The organism is Microcystis sp. Msp_OC_L_20101000_S702, from assembly GCF_007095705.1.
GTDB classification, from domain to species: Bacteria; Cyanobacteriota; Cyanobacteriia; order Cyanobacteriales; family Microcystaceae; genus Microcystis; species Microcystis ichthyoblabe_A.
This window is the reverse complement of the sequence record NZ_SFBO01000093.1, coordinates 23179-47464: the sequence shown is the minus strand read 5'-3', so window position 1 is coordinate 47464 and position 24286 is coordinate 23179. Positions and strand designations below refer to the sequence as shown.

The 24286-nt window shown below is 41.6% G+C and carries 26 protein-coding genes and 1 pseudogene; 9 read left to right on the top strand and 18 right to left on the bottom strand.

Annotation, left to right across the window (positions count from 1 at the left end; translation table 11 throughout):
- Positions 1–113 precede the first annotated feature (113 nt).
- The gene (gene trpA / locus EWV60_RS10405) at positions 114–908 is read right to left on the bottom strand and encodes a tryptophan synthase subunit alpha (protein ID WP_002732665.1); all 795 of its coding nucleotides are present in this window, start codon (positions 906–908) and stop codon (positions 114–116) included.
- A gap of 264 nt (positions 909–1172) precedes the next feature.
- Between trpA and EWV60_RS10400 the strand changes: the two genes are divergently transcribed.
- Positions 1173–2090, top strand: coding sequence for a glycosyltransferase family 2 protein (locus tag EWV60_RS10400; RefSeq protein ID WP_002776288.1), 918 nt, complete (start codon positions 1173–1175; stop codon positions 2088–2090).
- Positions 2091–2204: 114 nt separating this feature from the next.
- Here the strand turns inward: EWV60_RS10400 and EWV60_RS10395 are convergent, their stop codons facing one another.
- The 3 genes from EWV60_RS10395 to EWV60_RS10385 all read right to left on the bottom strand — a co-directional run bounded on the left by EWV60_RS10395 (position 2205) and on the right by EWV60_RS10385 (position 4132).
- Positions 2205–2537, bottom strand: a complete 333-nt coding sequence (locus EWV60_RS10395; protein WP_287232210.1) for a BON domain-containing protein — start codon at positions 2535–2537, stop codon at positions 2205–2207.
- Positions 2538–2559: 22 nt separating this feature from the next.
- Positions 2560–3489: a CoB--CoM heterodisulfide reductase iron-sulfur subunit B family protein gene (locus EWV60_RS10390; RefSeq protein WP_002776286.1), complete on the bottom strand. Its 930-nt coding sequence runs from the start codon at positions 3487–3489 to the stop codon at positions 2560–2562.
- A gap of 292 nt (positions 3490–3781) precedes the next feature.
- Positions 3782–4132 carry an STAS domain-containing protein gene (locus EWV60_RS10385; RefSeq protein ID WP_287232208.1) on the bottom strand — a complete coding sequence of 117 codons (351 nt, stop codon included), beginning with the start codon at positions 4130–4132 and terminating at the stop codon, positions 3782–3784.
- A gap of 359 nt (positions 4133–4491) precedes the next feature.
- On the opposite strand from EWV60_RS10385, the gene EWV60_RS10380 reads away from it, so the two are divergent.
- The 3 genes from EWV60_RS10380 (at position 4492) to EWV60_RS10370 (ending at position 6568) form a co-directional block, all read left to right on the top strand.
- On the top strand, positions 4492–4686 hold the full coding sequence (locus EWV60_RS10380; protein ID WP_002734413.1) for a hypothetical protein: 195 nt from the start codon (positions 4492–4494) through the stop codon (positions 4684–4686).
- 244 nt (positions 4687–4930) lie between these two features.
- Positions 4931–5275 (top strand): hypothetical protein, encoded by a 345-nt coding sequence (locus tag EWV60_RS10375; RefSeq protein ID WP_004160645.1) that lies wholly within the window; start codon positions 4931–4933, stop codon positions 5273–5275.
- A 78-nt stretch (positions 5276–5353) separates the two neighbouring features.
- Positions 5354–6568 carry a DUF790 family protein gene (locus EWV60_RS10370; protein WP_287232206.1) on the top strand — a complete coding sequence of 405 codons (1215 nt, stop codon included), beginning with the start codon at positions 5354–5356 and terminating at the stop codon, positions 6566–6568.
- A gap of 102 nt (positions 6569–6670) precedes the next feature.
- On the opposite strand, the gene EWV60_RS10365 is transcribed toward EWV60_RS10370, so the two are convergent.
- The 12 genes from EWV60_RS10365 to radA form a co-directional block, all read right to left on the bottom strand.
- The gene (locus EWV60_RS10365) at positions 6671–7132 is read right to left on the bottom strand and encodes an Hsp20/alpha crystallin family protein (RefSeq protein WP_002733604.1); all 462 of its coding nucleotides are present in this window, start codon (positions 7130–7132) and stop codon (positions 6671–6673) included.
- Positions 7133–7441: 309 nt separating this feature from the next.
- On the bottom strand, positions 7442–8821 hold the full coding sequence (locus EWV60_RS10360) for an AAA family ATPase (protein ID WP_287232203.1): 1380 nt from the start codon (positions 8819–8821) through the stop codon (positions 7442–7444).
- A gap of 2 nt (positions 8822–8823) precedes the next feature.
- Positions 8824–9645, bottom strand: coding sequence for an alpha-ketoglutarate-dependent dioxygenase AlkB (locus EWV60_RS10355; protein ID WP_149107570.1), 822 nt, complete (start codon positions 9643–9645; stop codon positions 8824–8826).
- A gap of 39 nt (positions 9646–9684) precedes the next feature.
- Entirely contained in the window at positions 9685–11058 is a 1374-nt protein-coding gene (locus EWV60_RS10350) for a 1-acyl-sn-glycerol-3-phosphate acyltransferase (RefSeq protein WP_002731961.1), read from the bottom strand.
- A 316-nt stretch (positions 11059–11374) separates the two neighbouring features.
- Positions 11375–12205 (bottom strand): Uma2 family endonuclease, encoded by an 831-nt coding sequence (locus EWV60_RS10345; protein WP_287232200.1) that lies wholly within the window; start codon positions 12203–12205, stop codon positions 11375–11377.
- 185 nt (positions 12206–12390) lie between these two features.
- Complete coding sequence (locus EWV60_RS10340) at positions 12391–13320, bottom strand: lysylphosphatidylglycerol synthase transmembrane domain-containing protein (protein WP_149107573.1); 930 nt, start codon at positions 13318–13320, stop codon at positions 12391–12393.
- Entirely contained in the window at positions 13313–13771 is a 459-nt protein-coding gene (locus EWV60_RS10335; RefSeq protein WP_271939393.1) for a DUF29 domain-containing protein, read from the bottom strand. The genes EWV60_RS10340 and EWV60_RS10335 overlap by 8 nt, the downstream gene beginning before the upstream one ends.
- Before the next feature lie 11 nt (positions 13772–13782).
- A complete protein-coding gene (locus tag EWV60_RS10330; protein ID WP_287232195.1) occupies positions 13783–14238 on the bottom strand; it encodes a DUF29 domain-containing protein in 456 nt (151 codons plus the stop codon).
- A gap of 11 nt (positions 14239–14249) precedes the next feature.
- Positions 14250–14705 (bottom strand): DUF29 domain-containing protein, encoded by a 456-nt coding sequence (locus tag EWV60_RS10325; RefSeq protein ID WP_287232193.1) that lies wholly within the window; start codon positions 14703–14705, stop codon positions 14250–14252.
- Complete coding sequence (locus EWV60_RS10320) at positions 14702–15172, bottom strand: DUF29 domain-containing protein (protein ID WP_287232191.1); 471 nt, start codon at positions 15170–15172, stop codon at positions 14702–14704. The genes EWV60_RS10325 and EWV60_RS10320 overlap by 4 nt, the downstream gene beginning before the upstream one ends.
- A gap of 72 nt (positions 15173–15244) precedes the next feature.
- Entirely contained in the window at positions 15245–15346 is a 102-nt protein-coding gene (gene petL, locus EWV60_RS10315; RefSeq protein ID WP_002791324.1) for a cytochrome b6-f complex subunit PetL, read from the bottom strand.
- 45 nt (positions 15347–15391) lie between these two features.
- The gene (gene radA / locus EWV60_RS10310) at positions 15392–16918 is read right to left on the bottom strand and encodes a DNA repair protein RadA (RefSeq protein WP_002742386.1); all 1527 of its coding nucleotides are present in this window, start codon (positions 16916–16918) and stop codon (positions 15392–15394) included.
- Positions 16919–17151: 233 nt separating this feature from the next.
- Between radA and rpaB the strand changes: the two genes are divergently transcribed.
- Both rpaB and EWV60_RS10300 read left to right on the top strand, forming a co-directional pair.
- Positions 17152–17880: a response regulator transcription factor RpaB gene (gene rpaB, locus EWV60_RS10305; RefSeq protein ID WP_002734727.1), complete on the top strand. Its 729-nt coding sequence runs from the start codon at positions 17152–17154 to the stop codon at positions 17878–17880.
- A gap of 9 nt (positions 17881–17889) precedes the next feature.
- Positions 17890–18531: a cofactor assembly of complex C subunit B gene (locus tag EWV60_RS10300; protein ID WP_002731649.1), complete on the top strand. Its 642-nt coding sequence runs from the start codon at positions 17890–17892 to the stop codon at positions 18529–18531.
- Positions 18532–18591: 60 nt separating this feature from the next.
- On the opposite strand, the pseudogene EWV60_RS10295 reads toward EWV60_RS10300, so the two are convergent.
- Positions 18592–18714, bottom strand: a pseudogene (locus EWV60_RS10295) (DUF4277 domain-containing protein); the annotation flags it as partial.
- Positions 18715–19726: 1012 nt separating this feature from the next.
- Between EWV60_RS10295 and folE the strand changes: the two are divergent.
- The gene (folE, locus tag EWV60_RS10290) at positions 19727–20383 is read left to right on the top strand and encodes a GTP cyclohydrolase I FolE (protein WP_002752393.1); all 657 of its coding nucleotides are present in this window, start codon (positions 19727–19729) and stop codon (positions 20381–20383) included.
- A 116-nt stretch (positions 20384–20499) separates the two neighbouring features.
- Complete coding sequence (hemB, locus tag EWV60_RS10285; protein ID WP_125732642.1) at positions 20500–21480, top strand: porphobilinogen synthase; 981 nt, start codon at positions 20500–20502, stop codon at positions 21478–21480.
- On the opposite strand, the gene EWV60_RS10280 is transcribed toward hemB, so the two are convergent.
- The gene (locus EWV60_RS10280; protein WP_287232188.1) at positions 21477–22085 is read right to left on the bottom strand and encodes a chromophore lyase CpcT/CpeT; all 609 of its coding nucleotides are present in this window, start codon (positions 22083–22085) and stop codon (positions 21477–21479) included. The genes hemB and EWV60_RS10280 overlap by 4 nt on opposite strands.
- 77 nt (positions 22086–22162) lie before the next feature.
- Between EWV60_RS10280 and EWV60_RS10275 the strand changes: the two genes are divergently transcribed.
- Complete coding sequence (locus tag EWV60_RS10275) at positions 22163–24241, top strand: thioredoxin domain-containing protein (RefSeq protein ID WP_287232186.1); 2079 nt, start codon at positions 22163–22165, stop codon at positions 24239–24241.
- Positions 24242–24286: the final 45 nt, after the last annotated feature.

Below are 24286 nucleotides of genomic sequence, written 5' to 3'. Positions count from 1 at the left end.
AGACCAGAACAGAGTAAATCTGTTAAGGCAGGTGCGAAAAATCCTTCGGGAAAGAAGCAGAAACCTAAATCGTGAGGTTTGGGAATCACCGTCCGTTTACGGCGGTGAGGATGTCAACGAATCGCCTGTTTTAAACTACGGCAAAGTTCTTCGAGGGATTTTAGACCATCGCCGGGGGAATTATCGGCCAAACGTTTAACCATGGCACTGCCGACAATTACCGCATCAGCACCCCAGTTTTTCACCTGTAGCGCCTGTGTCGCGTCAGAAATGCCAAATCCTACCCCGACGGGTTTATCGGTGACAGAACGGATAGAATCGAGCAATTCCTCCACTCTGGTGGCCACTTGCTTCCGCATTCCCGTCACTCCCGTGACACTAACCAGATAAATAAAACCTTGGGATTGCCGGGCGATCGCTTGTATTCGTTCCGGGGGACTGGTAGGCGCTACCAATAAAATCACTTCAATTCCCTTAGCGGCAGCCGGTTGCAGCAGACTTTCCGCTTCCTCTAGGGGTAAATCGGGAACCACCAAACCACTCACCCCGGCTGCTTTAATTTGGTCTAAAAAGACATCTATCCCGCGATGATAGATGGGATTATAGTAAGTAAACAGAATAATCGGAGCTTTCACCTCTCCCTGGGCATTTTTGACGATTTCTAGCACATCTTCCAACTTGACACCCCGATTTAAAGCGCGGGTGGCTGCCGCTTGAATAACCGGACCATCCGCAAGAGGATCGGAATAGGGAACCCCCAACTCGATCAGATCAGCCCCTGCCCGGTCTAAAATGCGTAAAGCTTGGGCAGTAGTAGATAAATCGGGATCACCGGCAGTAATAAAGGGAATCAAGGCACAATTCCCCTGGGAACGGAGAGAACGAAAACACTCGGAAACAGCAGTCATCGAAAATTACTGGAGAGATAAAGCACCGTCTATTATCTCATGGCGGGGAATAGCTCATCGCCGGTCGCTGTCAGCTCAGGTAAAGAATTTTTCAAGTAATACTTAAGGAATATTGACAAAATGGCGATCAAGGGTAAAATAGGCTCAGTCTAGTAGTTTTGAGAAAGTTTCTGGCATAACATGGGTTTTTGTTCCGCTTTTTCTGGTACAAAATAGGACTACTGCCCGATCGGTTTGCGTATAATCAAACACCATATTATATCCATGTTTTCCATTTACATTCTCACCTATAACGAAGAAATTGATATTGCCGCCTGTGTAGAATCGGCACTTCTATCCGATGATGTGATTGTGGTTGACTCCTACAGTAGCGATCAAACAGTAGAGATTGCTTCTCGTTATCCAGTGCGCGTGATTCAGCATCAATTTGAAAGTCATGGTAAACAAAGAACTTGGATGTTAGGAAATATCGAGACTAAATACGATTGGGTTTATATTCTCGAAGCAGATGAAAGGATGACACCCCAACTGTATGCAGAATGTCTGAGTGCCACGCAACAGACAGAATTTACTGGTTTTTATGTGGCCGAAAGAGTTATGTTTATGGGAACTTGGATTCGTCGCAGCACCCAGTATCCCCGTTATCAAATGCGTCTATTTAGAAAAGATCAAGTCTGGTTTAGCGATTATGGTCACACGGAAAGGGAAGAATGTCGAGGAAAAACCTCTTTTTTAGAAGAAACCTATCCCCACTATACCTGTAGTAAGGGTTTAAGTCGTTGGATTGAAAAACACAATCGTTATTCTACCGATGAAGCAGCAGAAACCCTACATCAGTTGGCTAACGGGGGTGTTAGTTGGAAAAATTTATTTTTTGGTGAAACCGAAGTAGATAGACGGAGAGCTTTAAAAGATTTATCCCTACGATTGCCTTTTCGTCCCTTGCTTCGTTGGTTTTATATGTATTTTATCCTAGCGGGAATTCTCGATGGTAAAGCTGGTTTTGCTTGGTGTACTCTGCAAGCTTTTTATGAGTATTTGATCCTCTTAAAAGTGGCGGAAATGAAACAGGGTTTACCCACTCCCCCCGAACTGAGAAATCGTTTTCATACCCCGCAAAATAGTAACAATAGTAATTCCCATAGGCCCGGTTTTGTCTCCCTAAAAGGAAAAGCCGATTAACATTTAACCATGATTAATCAGCCGGCAATGACCTAACAACAACTCAGGAACAAAAAACAATGCTAATCCACCTACTCAGTGGTTAATTTTCAGGGGGAATACAGCCGTTCGACTTCACCCAATAGTTACTTGACTGGTATCGACGCTGGTTGCCCCATGGACTTTACTGGCAATTGCTACCATTTTATTTAAAGTCGCCTGATGGGAAACTTTGCCTTTTAGTACAACTTTACCACCAGTTTGAGCGACCCACAATTTGTCTTCATCAGCTAAATCCGGTGTCTCGTCAAAAGCTAAAACTACTCGTTTAGCTAGTCCGCTTTCGTCGTATTTTCCGTCTAATCCGACTCTTTCGGGGGGAATACCCGCAGCAGCGGCTTTACCTGTGATCGCACTAGCGGCATCTGCCGGTTTATCTAAGCCAAAAATTCTTTTTAACCAATCCATTGCTAACACTCCTGATTGAGTTCTAAAACCCCAATTTCTTTAAGAGGGATTTAGTGGAAACGATGTGTCGATCTAATCCTAAACGATCGGGACTGACTCCCACCGCTAAAGCGACTAATTGGGAAAAATGTAGTACAGGTAAACCTAAACTTCGACCGATCACTTTTGCCACTTCCGGTTGTCGGGAATCAAGATTAAGATGGCATAAAGGACAAGGGGTGACTAAACAATCGGCCCCCGCTGCCATGGCCTCTAAAATGTGTTTTCCTGCCATTTGGAACGATTGGGTGGTGGCATAACTGGACAGGGGCCAACCACAGCATTGAGTGCGTCCTTGATAATAAATCGGATTTGCTCCCACCGCTCGAAAGACATTTTCTAGGGATTCCGGCTGAAAAGGATTATCGTAGGGGAGAGTATCCTGGGCCCGCAGGAGATAACAACCATAAAAACCGGCACAATTTAAGCCTGATAAGGGACGAATCACCTTGGCCGCCAGATTATCTAAGCCATAATCGCCCACAATTGCCCAGAGTAGGTGTTTAACCGTCGTCGTACCTTGGTAGGGGGAACAATGTTCTTTCTGTAAATAATTATTAACTTCCTCAACATAATTGGGATTATTATGCTTTGCTTCCTTCAAGCGCTCATCCACATGACCGATCACCCCTTGACAGGTGCTACAGTGAGTCAACAGGGGTAAATTGAGGGCTTCTGCTAGGGCAATATTGCGCGCATTGACGGCATCTTCCAAGAGTTGCGAATCTTCCTTATAGGTTCCCGAACCACAACAGGCAGCTTTTTTGAGTTCGACTAAATTAATCCCCAAAGCTTCCGTCAGGGCTGCCGTGGATAGATATAGTTCCCGACAGGCACCTTGGGCGACACAACCGGGAAAATAAGCATACTGGAGATTGTTGACTGTCATGGATTCTAGGAAATTACTACTCATTACCTATCTACCATCTTGCCCCCCTTCCCCCCTGTCATCACTAAAGTCATGGAATTTCTTAACAGACAGTCTTTTGTGAGCTGCTCCGAACAAGTGTAGAGTAGTTTGTCCCTAGAGATAATATCCAAACAGGAGGAGAGCCATCTCAGCAGTATAATGGCTCTCCTTGAGAAAAATTGTTGTCATGAGGAGTGGGTTATATAAATGGGAATCTATCCGGTCAAGAGGTGATTTATCGGTAGAATTGAGAGTGCAGCCGAGAAATTACGGCGAGAAACCCTATTTTGTCGGCTTACGCCGCTTGGGGGAGGGTGATAACAGCATCAAAGTCAGCACGGCTAGGGAAAATCGAGAGAACCCGGTCCAGTTGGGTTAATTCAAAGATAATCTTGACTGAAGGTGGAATAGAACAGATATTGAGGGATTTTTCTTGACTTTGAGCCAGACGAAAGACGGTAACTAAAGCCATTAATCCAGCGCTGTCGAGGAATTCCACCCTACTCATATCCACAAGAAAAGTGACAGAGCGACTCCGGTTAACCAGATTGGTGAGCTGCTCTTGAAATTCTAGGACGTTAGCGGCGGTAATATAGCCACTTGGCTCAAATAGAGCAATTTCTGGGACTTTTACGGGACTTTTCATGGCTGGGCTTTGAAATTCATAAATGAACCTTTTAACTAGAAATCAGATACCGCTATTATGTCCTAACTTTCTGATTTTGCAACCCCGGTCTTGATAAATTTCCTCTCTCTTGAAAAGATTAATCTTTTCTTAATCTTGACCCCTGTAGGGAGGAACTGGTTTTAGGTTAACCTCATAATCTGGGCAGTAAAGAGAAACAGTCATCAAGGCTTATTAGGGTGAACACTAGGGGAAAGTCGTTAGGTTTAAGCTCTAATCCCGAATAACTGATGATAACCCACTATTATACCGGTATTTTTGTTAAAATAAAGTAAAGCAGGATACAGAAACTAGATTTATTGAGCTAGAGTAAGGAATTTGTGGATACCCAGCCGACTATCCGCCAATTAGTGGAAAAAGCCCTATATTATCGTCAAATCACCCCAGAAATCGAGAACGGAATTAGTGAACTCCTCGGTCGTCTTGGCTACGTTTCTGATGTGGATTACGAGGCCCTCGAGTTACTCATGGATGAAATGGACGAAGGCCGGATTAATCTCGTTCCGCGTCGGTAACTTCAGTTATCAGTTATCAGTTATCAGTGGTGAGTTTTCAGTTCACTGATGGCCTTTCGGTTCCTGCTTATGCAATGGACGGGGTTATAAGGGATGATTTAGCGATCACCCGATCGAACCGGACCTAGTAACGAAGAACCTGACTGATTACTGTTGGCTGAACCATCCCCCAAAACCCAATTTCCCCAAATTTCCCCAAATTAATATAATTAACTTCAGGCTTTCTCTTAACCTGATTTCTTCGATGATTCCTTTAACTCTTAATCTCTTGCAAGGTTCCGTTACTTTTCGTTTCAGTCCCAGTGCTGCTCTGGATTTGCAAAGGGAAATTAACATTTTACTCGATCGACTGAAAGCGATCGCCAGTAATGCTGCTAGTGGGGGTAAACCCCAACCCCAAAAACCGCTGGAATATCAGCACACTGGTGATGTGTTTCTGGAAGTGTTTTGTAATCCCAATATTTATCCGAATCCTTTTTCGGCTAAAGTTTTGCTAACGGTTCGCGATGATCGCCTACGCTTAACCACAGAAGCAGAATTAACCCGTGTGATCGAAGATTTAGAGCGTTATCTCGACCAAAATAGTTAGAAGTGGGGGATTTTTGGGGTTTAGACCTTTCCTTGTCGTCCCACCTTTCCCCATCTGATTATTCTCCTCTAGCTTGCCATGTTACCGACCGATTTATTGATTTCCCGTCAAAATGGCGAGACAATTATTCCCAAACGCTTACCGATCGCTGCCGATTATCTGGCGATCGCCAAAGAACAAATCAGCTGTTTTCAGGAAAGTATCGGTGAAACTAAGGGAGAATTAAGCCAAAAACTCCTAATCTTGGAGGGAGACAGTCCCGATTATAAAATTAAACGGGGATTTGCTCACCTATTAACCAATCATTTTGCCAACTTTGAGATTATTAGTCCCTTAGAACCACAGGAATTAAGAAAAAGAGTTTTTGAACAAGCGGCCAACTTTGTTCCTATTCCCCAAAATCGATCGCTAATTCTGGAGAAAATTGCCCAGCAACTCAGCCAAGAATTAAATCAAGAAATTTTTCCAGTAGCTCTAGAAAAAGGACTCTATGCTGATTTAGCGGAGAATAAAATTCTCACTCAATTTGATGCTCCCACTCCCGAAAACTTAATTCATCGTTTTAACCTCTCGCAAATTCAAGGTATTTTTTATCGGGCCAGTTATTTAATCATCAACGTCCACCGCAATGATCCGGGGGAATATAAATATCTCTTTCGCTATCTAAAACTATTTCGTTTAATGACTTATATCGAAGGGGATGCCGACACGGGATTTACTATTACTATCGATGGTCCCACCAGTTTATTTAAAGCTAATAGTCGTTATGGCATTGAAATCGCTAAATTAATTCCTGCCTTACTCCATGTTACTCACTGGAATTTGAAGGCACAATTACAGTATAAAGATTCCTATACAGGAACTATTAAAAAACAACAGTTCAATTTAGAGGATAACTGTGGTCTGGTGTCCCACTATTCCCCGGGTAAACCCTACGATAGTATGTTAGAGGAATCTTTCGCTAAACGTTGGTTACAGTTAAAAACTGAATGGCAGTTAGAAAGGGAAGTAGATTTAGTGCCTTTACCCGGAGGAGTGATGATTCCCGATTTCCGTTTAGTGCATCCCGATGGTCGCGTTTTTCTCCTCGAAATTGTTGGTTATTGGCGACCAGAATACCTACAAAAGAAATTTTTACAGGTTAAATCGGCCCAAGCAAATAATCTAATTTTAGCCGTATCGGAACGGTTAAATCTAGAAAAAGCCGGAGTTAAATTTCAAAATCTACCCGCTCAGGTTATCTGGTTTAAAGATAAATTATCACCCCAAGCAGTGTTAGAAGTTTTAAGTTAAAGGGTTAAGAAGCTAAAAGCGGAAGTATGATTTAATACTCCCGCTTCGGTTTAATCAGACTAAGTTAACTCTTTCGCTTAAGACCGGACAATGAGTGCTACATCATTGAGCAATGGCAGGACTGATGGACACTTTCACCACTTTATTTTTTTCTTCTTCCGCTTTCGGGAGGGTGAGATTGAGAATACCATCTTTGTATTCAGCAGCCACGTTAGTGTTATCAACCTGAACCGGTAGAGGAATAACCCGATGGAATTTACCATAACGGAATTCAGTGCGGGTAAATCCTTCTTCTTCGGTTTTAATTTCCGATTTTCTTTCACCATTAATGGTCAGACTATCGGCTGTTACTTCCACGTTGAGGTCTTTGGCTTCCATACCGGGTATTTCCAGTTTAAGCTGAACTGCCTCTGGCGTTTCGGTCATTTCCGCCGCCGGGATGAAGGATAACCCCACTTTTTCGCCATTGCCTACATCAGTCGGCACGATACGGTCCAACAAGCGATTCATTTCTTTCTGTAGGCTTTCTACTTCTCTGAAAGGTTCCCAGCGTATAAGTGCCATATAAGTCACCTCCGAAGTTTTCTTAACGCTAGAGATGTTGGTTTATCTCTACACTTTTAGGATAGATAAAAGATTGTCTGACCGGGGTAGGGTTTTCGGTATTGAGTTTTTCCAGATTCCCGTACTATCTCCTATACTAGGGTCTGCTGAAAAAGTTTTTCCTGGTGTGGGGTGTGGGGTGTGGGGTGTGGGGTGTTTTCTCAGTGAACTGATAACTGATAACTGATGACTGATAACTGATAACTGATAACTGATAACTGACTCCAACAACAAACTTTTTCAGCAAACCCTAATTGTTGTCTATTATTTTCATCGAAATAGAGCAATAACTCCTAAAATAACCCCTAGCAAGCCAATTAAGATGGCGAATATAACGGCTTTGCGATTTCTCTCTAGTTGGCGTGTTAAGTTTTTTCGTTCTTCCTGAAAACGATTCAGTCTGCGCTCAATTTCCTCTAACTTAATTTTTTGTTTCGAGTTCTTAGTCTCAAGATTTTGCAGATGAGATTTAAAAGTTTCTAAATCAGCTTGTATTGTATCTTTTTGCTTTTGCAAGGTTGTCTGAAATTCCTCTAATTTTTGATCATAGGATTCTACAATCTCAGAAATTTTTAAATAATTACTTTCAACAGCTAATAACTGTTCTAGCTTAACATCAAAACTATTAAACTTAGTTTGTAGTCGGTTAACTTGTTCTAATAAATCGATATATTTATTATCAATACTTTGTTCAAATAGCTTGCTTTCTTTCCTGAAAATTTTGTAAACGCTAAGATAATTATAATTAATTATTTTTCTGGGAATTAAGTTGTTCGCACCCGTTAATAAATATTTCGTTACATTATCAGAAATGGCGATTGATGATTTGAAAGTTTCTTCCATACTCTTATTGATCAAAAATGCTTGTTCATTGTAATCATCAAAGTTCGTTTTATTTAAATCATTAATTATACTAATAATACTATCTATAATTCTGTTAACTTGAGTGTATAATCTCAAATCGTTTATAAACATAAAGCTATGGCTAGGCATATTTTCTGATAAGAATTTCATGTTTTCAAGTATTGTTTTTAAATCTTTATCATTTTTTCCAAATTCATTTAAACAGTTTTGAAACATGAAAATACTGCTGTCTTTTATATTACTAACTATTGAAAAAAAAGGATCAATTTGATTTATATCTAAATGATGACTGAGGAGAGCAAAATGATAGTCTTTAAAGCAATTGTTGATTATATTTTTAGTGATGTCTTGACTGATTCGCCAAGTATCAGAATATAGGTCGTAGGAATAGATAACTATCGATTTTACTTCTGGGTAAAATTGTCGTAAAAAACTTAATAAACCAAGAGCTTCAGGTGCAGCACCCGCGCAAAATAAACAAACTTTGAGATGTTTTTTATCAAAAACTAGCTGCATCAAGCTGGGGTCTTTTTCTTGCAAGCTTTCCAAAACTCTATAAGTCATTTCTACATAATGAGGATAGTAAGCCAGTAAGTAAGCAGCCTGAGTGTTATAATTAGAATAATCTACACTTACATGATTAGTATGAAAACTACTTCTTAGTCGTTTAACATCAGGTTGCAAAGATTGTAAGTAAGATTTAATACTAAGACTTTTTCCCTGTAATCTATTCAGATCAATTAAATTTTCGATAATTAAGTGGTATAAATTGTTAAGTTCGTTCATGGTTAGATAATATTCCTAAAAGTAAGATTAATTCTCGCAGAAATATTGTGATTAGTTTTGGGTAATTGATGTAACCAGTGGTGTTGAGTTGCTCCGCGCATGATTAGCAAACTACCTGATGTTAGCTCAAGATTGATAATATCTTCCTCCTGTTTATGTTTAAGTGAAAATTTTCTTGTGCTGCCAAAACTAACCGATGCAATAACTGGATTTTTGCCTAATTCTGGTTCATCATCACTATGCCAAGCGACGCTATCTCGACCATCTCGATAAAAATTCAGAAGCACGCTATTAAATTTCGTACCTGCTAGAGTTTCCGCTCTCTCTTTAATATATAATAAGGTATCTGTCCAAGCAAGAGGATTCATATTAATTCCTGAATAAGTATAGGATTTATCTGAATCGCCATACCAAGCAGTTAATCGAGGTAGAGGTAAGGTTTGCCCCATCATTTTTATATAATCCTGTCGCCAAGCTATCTCATTTTGCAAAATATTTAGCAAATATTCACTTTGTTTATCATTGAATATTTCTTGGTAAAAAATAACTTCACCGTCTCGATTAATTAATGTTTCTCCAATGGTTGATTCTAGAGGATTAATTTTGATAAATTCTCTAATTCCTTGCTGACGATAACGCCTAAACCATTTGTATAATGTGCTATAGCTATAATCTGAAAATTGAGCAAACTGTCTAATATTATCAGACTGAGATGTTTTAAAGTCAATCAATGCTTGTATCGGCTGAGTTTTTTCTGCCTCTAGCAGATAGACTTTTAAAAGAGAGATAGATTCTTTGATATGCAAAGTTTTAGATTTACTCATAGATAGGATAAAAAATTAAAACATTTTGATATTAATTATCTACTGATGAATAATTAAACTTTCTAAACTGGTTTGTAAATCTTGGGTTAATTGTGCTACGGCCGAGCGTCGCTCGCTTTTATAATCGGCATAGCGCTCGGATACGGAAATAGGTTTACCGATAGTTATTATCGCTTTTTGTTGACCAATTTGGGGACGGAAAAAGGGATTACCTCCTTTAATTCTTGTCACTAAATCCCAGAGTAATAAAATTGTCTCAGCAAATCTTTCTACGGTGGGTTTTTCTTTGACATAATAACCAGTTACTGAGACGAAACTTTCGACAATTCTCATGTGCCACATTTTTAAATTAGCTTCATCGGCCAGGCGATCAGCTAATCCTAATTCAAGGGGAGAAATAGAATGAGTGGGTTTTAATTCTTCCCGATAAATGCGTTCCCATCCTGCTTGTTCTAAACGACGACAGCGATCAATTACATTACCATTAGGAGAAAGATTAAAATACTTTTCTACAGTTTGTAAGGCCACATCTAATAAATTGGCTAAACGTTTGGCTAGGGTTTCATTTGGATCATCACCATTGGCAGGCACTACAGGCAAAGATTGATAGTAGAAATCTCGATAAAAATCCTCCATTAAGGATAATAATCTTTCTCCTAAACGAAAAAGACGCTCGTATAAAACCTTTTCTTCTAGGGATAAATTTGGGATTGTTTCTAAACCGCTATCGGTTTCTAAATTAGTTAAAATTCGCTCGATTTCTTGCCACACTGGAGTCAGATAAAAATACTGAATACCAATAGGTAAAATAATTACTTCTTGCTGTTGTTTAGCTTTTCTGACATCATCCACCCCCCAAAAAGCCAATTGAGAAATACCCGGTTCAATCGCACTCACAAGCTCATTATGTCCGTTAGTTGCCCCTTCCGGAGCGGCGGCTAAAGGATAATCTCCTTCTAATAATAAACGACGAGCCGAACGCAATCCGATTAAATCAGCTTTTCCCCGTTGAATTGGTGTGCCACCTAACTTAGAATATAACCATCCTACCCTTTCTCCCGCCCATAAAGGAATCCCTCGATCGTACATAAAATAAGCGTGAATTGGATTGTTTAATTTTATTCCTAACTCTTGGGCTTTTTTGGGTACTAATTTCCACAAAAGATAGGCCATACAGTAGGGATCGTTAATACTGGGATGACGAAAGGCAAGCAGTAAACGGACTTTTTTCTCTTGACTTTTTTGATAAAATGTGATTAAAGTTTCTAGATTAGCGGCCGAAATTTCCCTTAAGTTGGTTTGAGTTTGTAACCAGAGAGGTAAAAAGATTTGACATCCCTTTAAAAGCAAGGGATTAAGGTCAGGGGGTATAAATTCTAGAGGAGGTTGTGCGCCCAAAGATAGATTAGACATATAAGTAGTTGTGCCAAATAAATTTCCTAGTTGAGACGGTTATCAGTTATCAGTTATCAGTTATCAAATTTGAGTTTTCAGTTCACAGTTTACTGTTTACTGTTCACTGTTTACTGTTTAAGAAAGAATCCAAGAAAACTCTGATCAATAATTACTCACTGGTCAAAAGCTAATCAAAGCAGCAAACAGGTGTCGAGCTAGATTTCAAATAGACTGGGATTACAGGCTCCCTCAACCGTGAAAGGAGAAATTAACCGACTTTGAGCGAGGAGGAACAGGAGCAGTTTACCTCCTCACCTAAACAAATACAGCTATACTATAGCTCTATCCCCATTTCCTGCAAACGAGCTGCCAGCCGTTGAGAACGCTGTCTTTCCGCTTCCAGAGCTTGCTGAGTAGCATTTAATTGCTCTTGTGCTGCAGCCGCTTGCTCCTGTGCTGCAGCCGCCTGCTCCTGTGATGCAGCCGCTTGCTCCTGGGCTGCTTCTTCTGGCAAGGGGATTAAATTGCCTTCCGAGTCATAAAATCTTGCCCAGATTGCCGTTTCTCGGTCAATAGTGCCTTCCCAAGTTCCCAACCAATAGCCTAAAGTTTCGCACCATAACCAGCCGCGCTCGTTTCGTTCTAAAGAATGGTAGCGTTGGTCGGCCCCTAAATGCCATCCTTGTAAAGAATTGGCATCAAAAGGATCGTAGATGAAATAATCTGGCGTGCGGAAGGTTCCCTCATAAATTGCCTTTTTTCGCACTTTATCAGTCTTAGCGGTACTAGGAGAGGTTAATTCCACGATAACGTCAGGATAACGTCCCTCTTCTTCCCAAATTACCCAACCCTGTCGCTCTCTCGTACCATCGACATTGAGGACGGCGAAGAAATCTGGCCCGCGAAAATCGCGATTTTTCGCCTGTTCGCGGCTGAAATAAATAAACATATTGCCACCAGTGTAGAAGTCGTCTCGTTCGCCGTAACCCTGCTGTAGGGAGCGAATCAAGACATTCATGGCAATGCGGTGTCGGTTGCTTTCCAAAGGTTCACCATCATCAAAAATTAAGTCTGTGGGGGGTGGGGGGGGTTCCCAGAAGTCCTCGAAATCTTCTTCTATCAGTGCCGGAGAGGTGGCAGTTTCGTCGCTTTTGGCAATCGTCATTTTTTCGGCCTCTCTAGGTGGGAGTATCCATGTTTTTGCTGATTATTGATCCTATGTTACATCAGAATTTAGGAGTGAGGAGATAGATGTTAGGAGTTGAGAAAATTATCTTCGCTTAACAATGATCAAAACTTTTCTTCCGGGTGCATTATACTGGGCTAACACACCCGAATAATATCCTTAAGCTAACCAAAAAACTTGGCTTTATCTTTAACTAATTTTGTCCCGATTCCGGCGGCAATGACTTCGGAGAGAATGCTAATTAAACGATAGATAGCAACGGTGACAAGTACGTTAGCGGCGGGAAATTTTTCTGTGTCAAAAAGTGCAATCGCTGTAGCTTCAAACACTCCTAATCCCCCCGGCGCTCCGGGGACAACTAAACCCAATAACCAAGCAAAACTAAAGGTTCCTAAGAGGGGTAAAATCTGAGCGGGGGTAATCATTTTTAACACCATCCAAGCTAAAATAAAACCCGCACCGCGCCACAATAAAAATCCAGTTTCACCCAAGAGAGGGACGAGAGGATATTTAGTTAGATAAACAGTTTCTTGAGCAATCTTTTTCTTTTGGCTAAGGATTTTGAGAGGATAATTTAAAAATTTGGGATGAATGCTGATTAAAATTAATCCTAAAACTAATATCTGTATCCCTAGACTTGAGCTAGATTTCATCCAACCTAAACCACTACCAATAACTGCTATGGCTAAGGCTGCACACACCAGCAATAAAAGTTCTAATAAAACGCTTAAACTGGCGATTCCCCAATCACTTCCTGCTTTATTAATGGCCACGATGCGAGCATAAAAGTGACCGATATTACCAGGTAGATATTTTCCTAAATTGGTAATCATATAGATGCCAATTCCTGTGGAGGTTTTAATCGGTTGTTGATAGCTTTTGAGTATCCATGTCCACACCCATCCTGCCCAAATTTGAGCGATAACAGTGGTTACAAGTGCCAAGAAAAGAAATAACCAGCCATGATTTTCAATTCTAACTGAGGTGACGTTATCCCAGTTATTTTTAAGGTTACTGAGAACAAAAAATAAGGTTCCCCCAATAATCAGCCAACGTAGAAACTTTTTCAGCATTTCATTTTTTCCTTTATTCATTTTCTGGGGGGAACCAATCGAGATCAAGAAGATTTTCTAAACTGTAGGGACATTCCCCAGGAAAACTAACTTGATTATCGGTTTTTTCTCTAACATAATTTAAAGCTTTCTGGTAAATACGAGGTAATTCTTGAGTGAGATAATTGCGGAGATTAGTAGTTAAATAAGTGTCGATCTGGTTTTTGAAATTGACGATTTCTGAACGCCAATGAGAACGATTATATTCTCTTTCCCTTATCCAAAATTGTAGCAGTAAAAAATGTCTAATAATTTGCTCTAATAAACTAGCAACACGAAACTTTTTTTCGTTTCCCAAATCTTCTAACTCCTCGATTAAATTCTCTAAATCTAAAGCGTCAAATCTCTTCGCTTTTAAGAGTTCGATGGTTTCTTCTAACCAGAGAGAATCATCAATTTCGTAGAGAGTTTTTAAGTCGGGAATAACAGTCATTATCATCTCCTTTATTCGTATGGTGGTAGCCAATTGGGATCGAGAAGTTCTTCTAAACTGTAGGGACAAGTATCGGGAAAAATAACTTGATTTTTTGTCTTTTTTCTCACATAACGGGTTGCCTTCTGATAAATATTATCAAATTCTTGTTCTAAATATTTCCGTAAACTTGCCGTTAGGTAGGTATTTAATTGATCTTGAAAATTTACCAGTTCTGATTCCCAATGACTTTGATTATATTCTCTTTCCCTTGTCCAAAATTGCAGTAACAAAGCATGACGAATAATTTGCTGTAAAAAACTAGCAACACGAAACTTTTTTTCGTTTCCCAAATCTTCTAACTCCTCGATTAAATTCTCTAAATCTAAAGCGTCAAATCTCTTCGCTTTTAAGAGTTCGATAGTTTCTTCTAACCAGAGAGAATCATCAACTTCGTAGAGAGTTTTTAAGTCGGGAATAACAGTCATTATCATTTCCTTTATTCGTAAGGTGGTAGCCAATTGGGATTGAGAAGTTCTTCTAAACTGTAGGGACAAGTATCGGGAAAGTTGACTTGATTTTTAGTCTTTTTTCTGACAAAGAAAACTGCATCTTCATAAATGTTAGTTAATTCATTTTGTAAATAATTACGGAGATTGGTGGTTAAGCCTCTTTTTAGCTGAATTTGAAAGTTGACTATTTCTAACTCCCAGTGATCCTGATTATATGCTCTTTTCTCTGTCCAAAATTGCAGTAACAAAGCATGACGAATAATTTGCTCTAATAAACTGGCAACACGAAACTTTTTTTCGTTTCCCAAGTCTTCTAACTCCTCGATTAAATTCTCTAAATCTAAAGCCTCAAAATTTTTAGCCTTGAGCAGTTCTATAGTTTCTTCTAACCAAAGAGAATCATCAATCTCGTAGAGAGTTTTTAAGTCGGGAATAACAGTCATTTTTTATCTCCTTGATTGTCAGATGGTAGCCAATTAGGATCGAGAAGTTCTTCTAAACTGTAGGGACAAGTATCAGGAAAGTTGACTTTATTATCGGTTTTTTGACGAACGTATCGCACGGACTCAAAGTAAATTTGCTCAAATTCCTGTTCTAGATATTTACGAAGATTTGTGGTTAAATAACGTTTTAGTTGATCTTTAAAACTCACTATCTCTGCTTTCCAATGAGCCTGATTATATTCTCTTTCGCTTATCCAAAACTGTAATAATAAACAATGTCTGATAATTTGCTCTAATAAACTGGCAACACGAAACTTTTTTTCGTTTCCCAAGTCTTCTAACTCCTCGATTAAATTATCTAAGTCTAAAGCGTCAAAATTTTTAGCCTTGAGCAGTTCGATAGTTTCTTCTAACCAAAGAGAATCATCAATTTCGTAGAGAGTTTTTAAGTCTAGAATAACAGTCATTTTTTATTTCCCCTAGAATTGGCAATAGTGATCAGTTAAACCGATCACTATTGCTTTTTTACTGTTTATATACTAGATAATTTTAGCGGCGCGCAGACCGAAAAAGAGACCGAGGGCAATTCCGGTAAAAACGATCAGATAACCCGCTAAAGCGGCAACAGCTAACACAGACATGGTGAAAATCTCCCAAGTAATTTAATCTTTTTTAGCATTGTACCGTTATTCTTGCCCTTCCCCTTCCTCCTCTTCTATATCTTCCCCAAAGCGCTGCTGGGGGGGGATTGCGGCGACAATTGCCTCGATTACCTTGCCGACTGGAACAATTTCTAAGCCCACATCTTCGGGATAAACTTGACCTCTGGGGACAATCGCCCGTTTAAAGCCCAATTTAGCCGCTTCTTTTAATCTTAGTTCCATTTGCGACACTAGGCGCACTTGTCCGCCTAATCCCACTTCCCCGATTAAGACTGTGCGCGGATCCACGACTCGATCGCGAAAACTGGCGACAACAGCGATCGCAACTCCCAGATCCGCCGCCGGTTCTTCCACTCCCAACCCTCCTGCGGAGGCAACATAGGCATCTAATTTCGATAAAGGAATACCGACGCGCTTTTCTAAAACGGCGAGAATTTGCTGTAATCGGTTGTATTCTATCCCCGTGGTTGATCGGCGCGGGGAAGCGTAGCTGGTAGGGCTAACTAATGCCTGTAACTCCACCACAATCGGGCGTGTACCTTCACAGGCTACCACCGTCGCCGTACCCGGGGAAAATTCATCGCGATTGCCTAAAAACAATTCTGAGGGGTTTTCCACTTCCACCAAACCGTGATCCACCATCTCGAAAATACCAATCTCATGGGTTGCCCCAAAACGGTTTTTCACAGATCTTAAGAGACGATGGGAGGCATAGCGATCGCCTTCAAAATATAACACCGTATCGACCAAATGTTCCAAAACTCGCGGACCAGCGATCGCCCCTTCTTTAGTCACATGACCGACAATTAATAAAGTAATATTCTCCCGTTTTGCCACCTGCATCAAGGCAGAGGTACATTCGCGAACTTGGGCGACGGATCCCGGTGCGGAAGTTAACGCCCCAAAATAAAGAGTTTGAATACTGTCAATTACCGCCACCTGTGGGCGTAGAGATTCTAATTCCCGCAAAATTTCCTCTAAATCTGTTTCTGGCAGAACGTAGAGATGATTATCGAGTTCTGCGGTTGATTCAGAGGCTTTTTTCTCCTTGCCATTGCCGTTATTTTCCGACTCCACGGGAACCACTCCCACCCCCAAACGGGCAGCCCGCAGTTTAATCTGTTGTCCCGATTCTTCGGCGGAAACGTAGAGGATGCGCGGTAATCTTTGGGCGAGTTGGTTGGTAACTTGCAGTAAAAGCGTTGATTTGCCGATACCCGGATCGCCGCCGATTAGTACAAGAGAACCCGGGACGATGCCACCACCGAGAACGCGATCGAATTCCCCGTAACCAGAGGGAAAACGTTCCTGTTCATACTGGGTAATTTCCGAGAAGCGCACCGAGATGCGCGGTTGCGGGTTGCGTTGCCCTTTGCCGTTATTTGGGCGACTATTTTGCCATCCTGGGCGATTTCCCGCCGGATTATTGCCACCAGCCATCACTTGTTCTTCTAGCGTCCCGTAGGTGTCACAACTGGGGCATTTTCCCAACCATTGGGGAGATTCCGCCCCACAAGCGCTACAGATATATATTGTTCGCGATTTCGCCATGTTTTTTAAGAAAAGTTGAAGAAAAGCGGTTTGAGGATCAATTCTCTTGTCAAATTTAGTTAAGTATGATAAAGGGGAAGGAAGACCCTAAAGTTATTGATAATTGCCATAAAAGAAATAAAATAGGAAATTTAGGCTTAATGATAACGGCCAAAGGATATTCTATAAACAGGAACGCTCGTTATTTAACTTTAAAATTCATCACACTATTTAACTAAGGAGTGTTAATTCAGTTGGAGAACCAGAAGGAAAAAATTCTCGTTGTTGATGATGAAGCCAGCATCCGTCGTATCTTAGAGACTCGTTTGTCGATGATTGGTTATGAAGTCGTCACCGCCGCCGACGGAGAGGAAGCTTTAGAAACCTTCCGCACCGCCGAACCCGATTTAGTGGTTTTGGATGTGATGATGCCGAAATTAGACGGTTACGGTGTCTGTCAGGAACTCCGCAAAGAATCGGATATTCCTATCATTATGTTAACCGCTTTGGGCGATGTGGCCGATCGAATTACTGGGCTAGAATTGGGCGCGGATGACTATGTGGTTAAACCTTTTTCTCCCAAAGAACTCGAGGCGCGGATTCGTTCGGTGTTGCGTCGGGTAGAGAAAAATGGCGCTCCGGGGATTCCCAGTTCCGGTGTGATTCATATCGGTTCCATTAAAATCGATACCAATAAACGCCAAGTTTATAAGGGGGATGAACGCATCCGTCTGACCGGTATGGAATTTAGTTTACTAGAATTATTGGTCAGTCGCTCGGGAGAAGCTTTTTCCCGCTCGGAAATCCTTCAGGAAGTTTGGGGTTATACCCCCGAACGTCATGTGGATACGCGGGTAGTGGATGTGCATATTTCCCGTTTACGAGCCAAATTAGAAGATGATCCCAGCAATCCTGAGTTAATTCTCACCGCTAGAGGTACAGGCTATCTTTTCCAGCGGATTTTAGAACTAGACGAGGAATAGTTCTCAGCTATGGCACCAGCTGATCCCAATCGTATTTTAAGACTGTTACCCCTGTTCGCCGGCATCGTCGGGGGTACGGTATTAATGTTTAATCGTTTTGCCACTGCCGATTTAACCCCATCGCAAGCGCGTTCCGATGTGATGGGAGTGATTTTGAGTGGGGTTTTAATTTTGGTGGGTTTAATCTGGCAAAGAGTTCAACCCCGCTTACCGGATGCGGTGGAATTAATCGGGCGCGAAGGTCTGGAATTTGCCCCAGATTTGCCAGAATCAGTTAAAATTGAGCTTGCTTGGGCTTCCCATTTACTTTTAACCAACACCGTGACAAAATCTCTGATCGTTTATTATCAGGGAAAAGTTTTATTACGTCGCGGTATCTTAAGCCAGAATTCTGAAGTTAAAGTTAGTAATATTATCAAAAGAGTTTTAGAAACCGGTAAAGCCGTTTATTTAGTTAATTTAAATTTATATCCCGCTAAAATCGAGTTTGACTATTTGCCAGAAAACACCCAAGGCTTAATCTGTCAACCCATCGGTAAGGAAGGGGTGTTAATTTTGGCGGCAAATGCACCGCGCAGTTACACTAAACAAGACGAAATTTGGATCGAGGGAATTGCTGATAAATTAGCCAACACTTTCAGTCAGTTTTAGACGATTTCAGTAAGATTTAAGAATTTGGTTAAGATGAGAGTAGGCAATTAGCCCTCAAAATGTTATTTTCTCTCGCTGATCTATTCCTAATTTTAAGTTAATTATCTCTTCGATTCCTATTTCATCAATTATTCCCGCTACTATTCCTAAGTGATCTAGATTTTTTACTTCTATCTTTGAAATTTTTCTTGACTTGAATATTTTTTGAGAACCTTTTTAGTTTCTCACTTTTTGGCTCCCTTGGGTTTGGTGGGTAAAATGTATTCTAAGATACATTCCTGCTGGCGAGGGAGTGGAAGGAACCACTCCAGACACAGAGGACGCAAAGATTGATCGCTTCTATATTAAGTTAAACTGATCAAACAAAGAATAAGAGAGCCACTTTTTCTTCCCTAAGATTATAAGTATAAATACTTAACTGGTTTTTCATTTTATATGCTACCAGTTATACTACAAGTTGAAGTGCAGAATGTGGGTTGTATTGTAAAGTTTCAAGACCTATAATCAGATGGCCTCTCTGATGAAAAAGACAGAACAGTATCAAGCTTTACCCGCTAAAGTTTCCCAACAAGTTTTGAGAGGATTAGACCGGAACTGGCCATCATTTTTTGCCGATTCATCATTTGACTATACTTTTACTAACTATCTTTCAACACGAATAGGATTATCTGGAAGGAATACTCTTTCTCGATCGCCTTGCTTCTCCAGCGAATTGATACTCGGAGGAAGAATAGCAAAAAATCAGTAATATTGCTGAATATAAGCGATAAAATCGCAAAATATGCTTATCTCTTCAAAATAGTTTAAACAGCTTAACAGGACTATATTTATCTGACGACAAAGTTTTTGTTCGTAAATCTAAATTTTTTGTTAAAATGATAACGATTATCATTCTAGGAAAGCTAAAATACCAAACAAATGAACTACTTGACAAAATAAACTAATTGTGTAGTGGAACTCTGCCCTCAATTAACGAGGGAGATACTCAAGACTTTTTCGGTGACTAGGAAAATCAATTTTTCCAGATTTCCGCACCGGAGATAAACCCAAAGACGAGGGAATAACCCGATAGCTTTCATTAGTTATCGTCTAGATGCCCAGAAAAATAAATACTCTAGCAAAGGGTATTTATTAACATTGGTAAAATCAGAAAACTCGGCCGATCAATTAACTATTGGAGTCCATAAAAATATCTATGACCTTAGCTAAGTCCAAAGCAATTTTTGACAATGATGACTACAATCACTTTCCCGAAGTGATTACCGAACCTAAATCGCCGGTATCAGAAGCCGAGATGATGCAAGCGGTACGAACACTGCTGTTAGGATTAGGAGAAGATCCCGATCGCGAAGGTTTACGAGACACTCCTAAACGAGTAGTAAAAGCCCTAAAATTTCTCACTTCTGGTTATCAGCAATCCCTGGATGAATTGCTGAATGGGGCAGTTTTTCACGAGGATGCTAACGAGATGGTTTTAATCCGAGACATCGATATTTTTAGCTCCTGTGAACACCATATTTTACCAATTATCGGCCGCGCTCATGTTGCCTATATTCCTAACGGGAAAGTGATCGGTTTATCGAAAATTGCCCGCATCTGTGAAATGTACGCCAGACGACTGCAAGTACAGGAACGTTTAACCGCACAAATTGCCGATGCTTTGCAAGGATTACTACAACCTCAAGGGGTAGCTGTGGTGATTGAAGCGACTCATATGTGTATGGTAATGCGCGGGGTTGAAAAACCCGGTTCTTGGACTTCTACGAGTGCCGTGCGCGGTATTTTTGCCGATTCTGCTAAGACTCGTCAAGAGTTTATGAGTTTGATTCGTCATAGTCCCGATTTTCACTAATTAGTCAGGGGGATTGGGATTATTTGATCGTCCTATCCCCAGTTTTTTCCTAGGTAAAAAACCAGAGCAAAACCAGCTATTTACTGTTTACTTTTTATTTTTGACGCGCTGTTATCATGCTGATTCGTCCCCGTCGTCTTCGTTATACTCCAGCGATTCGCCGTCTTGTTCGTGAAACCGAATTAACCGTTAATGACTTGATTTATCCCCTCTTTATCATGGAGGGAGAAAATCAAAAGGTGGCTATTTCTTCTATGCCCGATTGTTATCGTTATTCCCTTGATTTATTGCTCAAAGAAGTGGTTAATGCTTATAATTTAGGCATTAATGCCATCGCTCTTTTCCCTCTGATTGCCGAAGATAAAAAAGATAATTTCGGTAGAGAAAGTTATAATCCCGATGGTTTAGTGCCAAGGGCAGTGAAAGCGATCAAAAAAGAAGTCCCTGAAATAATTATTATCACCGATGTGGCCCTCGATCCTTTTTCGATTTATGGTCATGATGGTATTGTGGAGGACGGTAAAATTCTCAACGATGAAACCCTAGAAGTTTTAGTGAAAATGTCGCTCTCGCAAGCGGCAGCCGGGGCTAATTTCGTCGCTCCTTCCGATATGATGGATGGTAGGGTTGGGGCGATCCGTCGAGCTTTAGATGCGGCTGGCTATTTAGATGTGGGAATTCTCGCTTATACGGCTAAATATGCCTCTGCTTATTATGGTCCCTTCCGAGATGCCTTAGAATCAGCGCCAAAATTTGGTGATAAGAAAACCTATCAAATGGATGGGGCTAATAGTCGGGAAGCGTTACGGGAAGCCAGTTTAGACATAACAGAAGGGGCAGATATTATTATGGTTAAGCCCGCTCTGGCCTACCTCGATATTATCCGTCGTCTGCGCGATAGTAGCCATCTTCCCGTCGCCGCTTACAACGTCAGTGGTGAATACGCAATGATTAAAGCGGCGGCAAAACAGGGCTGGATTGACGAAAAAAGCCTGATTTTGGAAACTTTAATCAGTATGAAACGAGCGGGGGCCGATTTGATTTTGACCTATTTTGCTGCCGATGTGGCATTAATGAAACAAGAAAGCCGATTTTAGGGTTTTTGCCAGCGAAATTGATAGACATTATCCTGCGCTCCCCATACCTGCCGGCCAAGGCTATCATAACCTCGATCGCTGGTATCCATGCCCTGGGAATTTAGAATAATTGTATTAGTTATTTTTACCGCACCTCTGGCATTAGTGGGACAACCCTGGGGGGGAGTTTCTCCCCGATACCCCCCCGCTATCGGTTTTAAAAACACAGTACACACCGACTCAGCCAAATCTGATACATTTAATTTTCTTTCTGTCAAGTCTTTGTTACAAAAATTAATAAAGTTAGGGGCATTATTTAACTTATAAGCTTTCGATTCCACAGTGGAATTATCAGCGCTAGGTTGAATGACTAAAATTCTTTGACGATAGGGTTGATTTAAGCGATCGATAATTGCCTGTTCCTGATAAAGATAAATATTATCCTGTTTGGGGGAAAAATCCACGGCACAGGTGGTCATTTGCACCTTAGCAATGCGCGGGTTAGTCTGCGCTTGTTGCGTCGTATCCATAACCCCAATTAAATGATTAGCCACCCCCTGCACTTCCGGGTTAAGGGACAAAGATTGAGTGAGAAAAAATCCTAGGGCGATCGAAGTTTTCAGCATGAGCAGAGGCTTGATTCCGGTTAGTCTCTAATTAGCTTAAACTAATAAGCAGCAAGAGCAAAAATACCCCTTTTCCCATGGCTAATCATCTGGCTGAATCTGAAAGTCTTTACCTGCGAAAACACGCCGAAAACCCGATCGATTGGTGGTATTGGTGTGACAGCGCCCTAGAAATTGCCAGGAGAGAAGATAAACCGATCTTTCTCTCGATCGGTTATTCTAGCTGTCATTGGTGTACGGTTATGGAAGGAGAAGCTTTTTCCGATCGAGCCATTGCCGATTATCTCAATCAGTATTTTTTGCCGATCAAAGTTGATCGCGAGGAAAGACCGGACATCGATAGTATCTATATGCAAGCATTGCAGATGATGGTCGGTCAAGGGGGTTGGCCGCTGAATGTCTTCCTAACACCCGATAGTTTAATTCCCTTCTATGGTGGCACCTATTTTCCCGTGCAACCGCGTTTTAACCGGCCCGGTTTTCTGCAAGTGTTGCAATCGGTACGTCGTTATTATGACGAGGAAAAGGAGAAATTAAGCAAATTCACGGCCGAAATGCTGGGCGCACTGCGTCAATCGGCTATTTTACCGCGAGCAGAGACCAATTTAGCCGATCCTTCCCTTTTAGCCACAGGAATCGAGACAAATACAGCGGTGATTCAGGTTAATCCCAATAACTACGGTCGGCCCAGTTTTCCGATGATTCCATATTCTCATCTGGCTTTGCAGGGCAGTCGCTTTGGGGACGATTTTGAGGACTCCCTCTGGCAAGCGGCCTATCAACGGGGGGAAGATCTGGCCCTGGGGGGAATCTATGACCATGTGGGGGGAGGATTCCATCGTTATACGGTGGATTCGACGTGGACAGTTCCCCATTTTGAAAAAATGCTCTACGATAACGGGCAAATTGTCGAATATTTAGCCAATTTGTGGAGTGCGGGTAATCGAGAGGCGGCCTTTGAGAGAGGGATTAAAGGCACGGTTAACTGGCTAAAACGGGAAATGACCGCCCCAGAAGGTTATTTTTATGCGGCCCAAGATGCCGATAGTTTTGAGAAGGCCACGGATGGGGAACCGGAGGAAGGGGCCTTTTATGTCTGGTCGGATCGGTCGTTAAGGGATTATCTCTCGACCGAGGAATTGGGGCTGCTGCAGGCTAATTTTACCGTCACTGCCGAGGGGAATTTTGAGGGTCGTAATGTCCTGCAACGTCGGCAAGGGGGAGAATTAGGGAAGGAGATAGAAAATCTGCTCGATAAGTTATTTATTCGGCGTTATGGCAGTTCTCAAGCCCAATTAGCTCTTTTTCCCCCGGCCAGAGACAATCAAGAGGCGAAAACCGTCTCTTGGCCGGGACGGATTCCGGCGGTAACGGATACGAAAATGATTGTCGCTTGGAATAGTTTGATGATTTCCGGTTTAGCCCGGGCCTTTGCCGTCTTTAGCGAACCTTTGTACTGGCAAATGGCTACTCAAGCGGCCGAGTTTATTCTCAAGCATCAATGGTTAGATGGACGTTTTCAGCGCTTGAATTATCAGGGTCAAGCCTCGGTTTTAGCCCAATCGGAGGATTTTGCCTATTTTATTAAGGCTTTGCTGGACCTGCAAACCGCTAAACCCCAAGAAACTGGCTGGTTAGAGGCGGCTATCGATCTACAGGGGGAATTCGATCGCTGGTTTTGGGCCGAGGATGAGGGGGGATATTTTAATACTGCTTCCGATCATAGTCTCGATCTGATCGTGCGGGAACGGGGTTATACGGATAATGCCACCCCTTCAGCCAACGGAATTGCGATCGCTAATTTAGTTCGTCTGTCGCGATTGACGGAAAATCTAGAATATCTCGATCGGGCCGAAAAGGCCTTGCAATCTTTTAGTACCATCCTAGAACAGTCCCCCACCGCTTGCCCCAGTTTATTTGTTGCTCTCGATCACTATCGTCACGGTTTCTGTCTGCGCGCCCCGGAAAGCTCGATCGAGCCTCTGTTAGGTCGCTATTTGCCCACTGCGGTGTATCGAGTCGATGACAGTTTACCCCCTAGCACATTTGGGTTAATTTGTCAAGGGTTATGCTGCCTTGAACCGGCGGAAAATTTAGAACAGTTAGACCGACAAATTGCCGGGGTGATGGCGGGTCCGTCAACACTGCTCGGTTAGGGATTTTTTCTCTCTGCTTCCCGCTCTCCTAGTAAATAGGCTCTG

Coding starts and splice junctions, on each gene's coding strand:
- trpA (WP_002732665.1), bottom strand. CDS start 908: ATGACTGCTGTTTCCGAGTGTTTTCGTTCTCTCCGTTCCCAGGGGAAT.
- EWV60_RS10400 (WP_002776288.1), top strand. CDS start 1,173: ATGTTTTCCATTTACATTCTCACCTATAACGAAGAAATTGATATTGCC.
- EWV60_RS10395 (WP_287232210.1), bottom strand. CDS start 2,537: ATGGATTGGTTAAAAAGAATTTTTGGCTTAGATAAACCGGCAGATGCC.
- EWV60_RS10390 (WP_002776286.1), bottom strand. CDS start 3,489: ATGAGTAGTAATTTCCTAGAATCCATGACAGTCAACAATCTCCAGTAT.
- EWV60_RS10385 (WP_287232208.1), bottom strand. CDS start 4,132: ATGAAAAGTCCCGTAAAAGTCCCAGAAATTGCTCTATTTGAGCCAAGT.
- EWV60_RS10375 (WP_004160645.1), top strand. CDS start 4,931: ATGATTCCTTTAACTCTTAATCTCTTGCAAGGTTCCGTTACTTTTCGT.
- EWV60_RS10370 (WP_287232206.1), top strand. CDS start 5,354: ATGTTACCGACCGATTTATTGATTTCCCGTCAAAATGGCGAGACAATT.
- EWV60_RS10365 (WP_002733604.1), bottom strand. CDS start 7,132: ATGGCACTTATACGCTGGGAACCTTTCAGAGAAGTAGAAAGCCTACAG.
- EWV60_RS10360 (WP_287232203.1), bottom strand. CDS start 8,821: ATGAACGAACTTAACAATTTATACCACTTAATTATCGAAAATTTAATT.
- EWV60_RS10355 (WP_149107570.1), bottom strand. CDS start 9,645: ATGAGTAAATCTAAAACTTTGCATATCAAAGAATCTATCTCTCTTTTA.
- EWV60_RS10350 (WP_002731961.1), bottom strand. CDS start 11,058: ATGTCTAATCTATCTTTGGGCGCACAACCTCCTCTAGAATTTATACCC.
- EWV60_RS10345 (WP_287232200.1), bottom strand. CDS start 12,205: ATGACGATTGCCAAAAGCGACGAAACTGCCACCTCTCCGGCACTGATA.
- EWV60_RS10340 (WP_149107573.1), bottom strand. CDS start 13,320: ATGAATAAAGGAAAAAATGAAATGCTGAAAAAGTTTCTACGTTGGCTG.
- EWV60_RS10335 (WP_271939393.1), bottom strand. CDS start 13,771: ATGACTGTTATTCCCGACTTAAAAACTCTCTACGAAATTGATGATTCT.
- EWV60_RS10330 (WP_287232195.1), bottom strand. CDS start 14,238: ATGACTGTTATTCCCGACTTAAAAACTCTCTACGAAGTTGATGATTCT.
- EWV60_RS10325 (WP_287232193.1), bottom strand. CDS start 14,705: ATGACTGTTATTCCCGACTTAAAAACTCTCTACGAGATTGATGATTCT.
- EWV60_RS10320 (WP_287232191.1), bottom strand. CDS start 15,172: ATGACTGTTATTCTAGACTTAAAAACTCTCTACGAAATTGATGATTCT.
- petL (WP_002791324.1), bottom strand. CDS start 15,346: ATGTCTGTGTTAGCTGTTGCCGCTTTAGCGGGTTATCTGATCGTTTTT.
- radA (WP_002742386.1), bottom strand. CDS start 16,918: ATGGCGAAATCGCGAACAATATATATCTGTAGCGCTTGTGGGGCGGAA.
- EWV60_RS10300 (WP_002731649.1), top strand. CDS start 17,890: ATGGCACCAGCTGATCCCAATCGTATTTTAAGACTGTTACCCCTGTTC.
- folE (WP_002752393.1), top strand. CDS start 19,727: ATGACCTTAGCTAAGTCCAAAGCAATTTTTGACAATGATGACTACAAT.
- hemB (WP_125732642.1), top strand. CDS start 20,500: ATGCTGATTCGTCCCCGTCGTCTTCGTTATACTCCAGCGATTCGCCGT.
- EWV60_RS10280 (WP_287232188.1), bottom strand. CDS start 22,085: ATGCTGAAAACTTCGATCGCCCTAGGATTTTTTCTCACTCAATCTTTG.
- EWV60_RS10275 (WP_287232186.1), top strand. CDS start 22,163: ATGGCTAATCATCTGGCTGAATCTGAAAGTCTTTACCTGCGAAAACAC.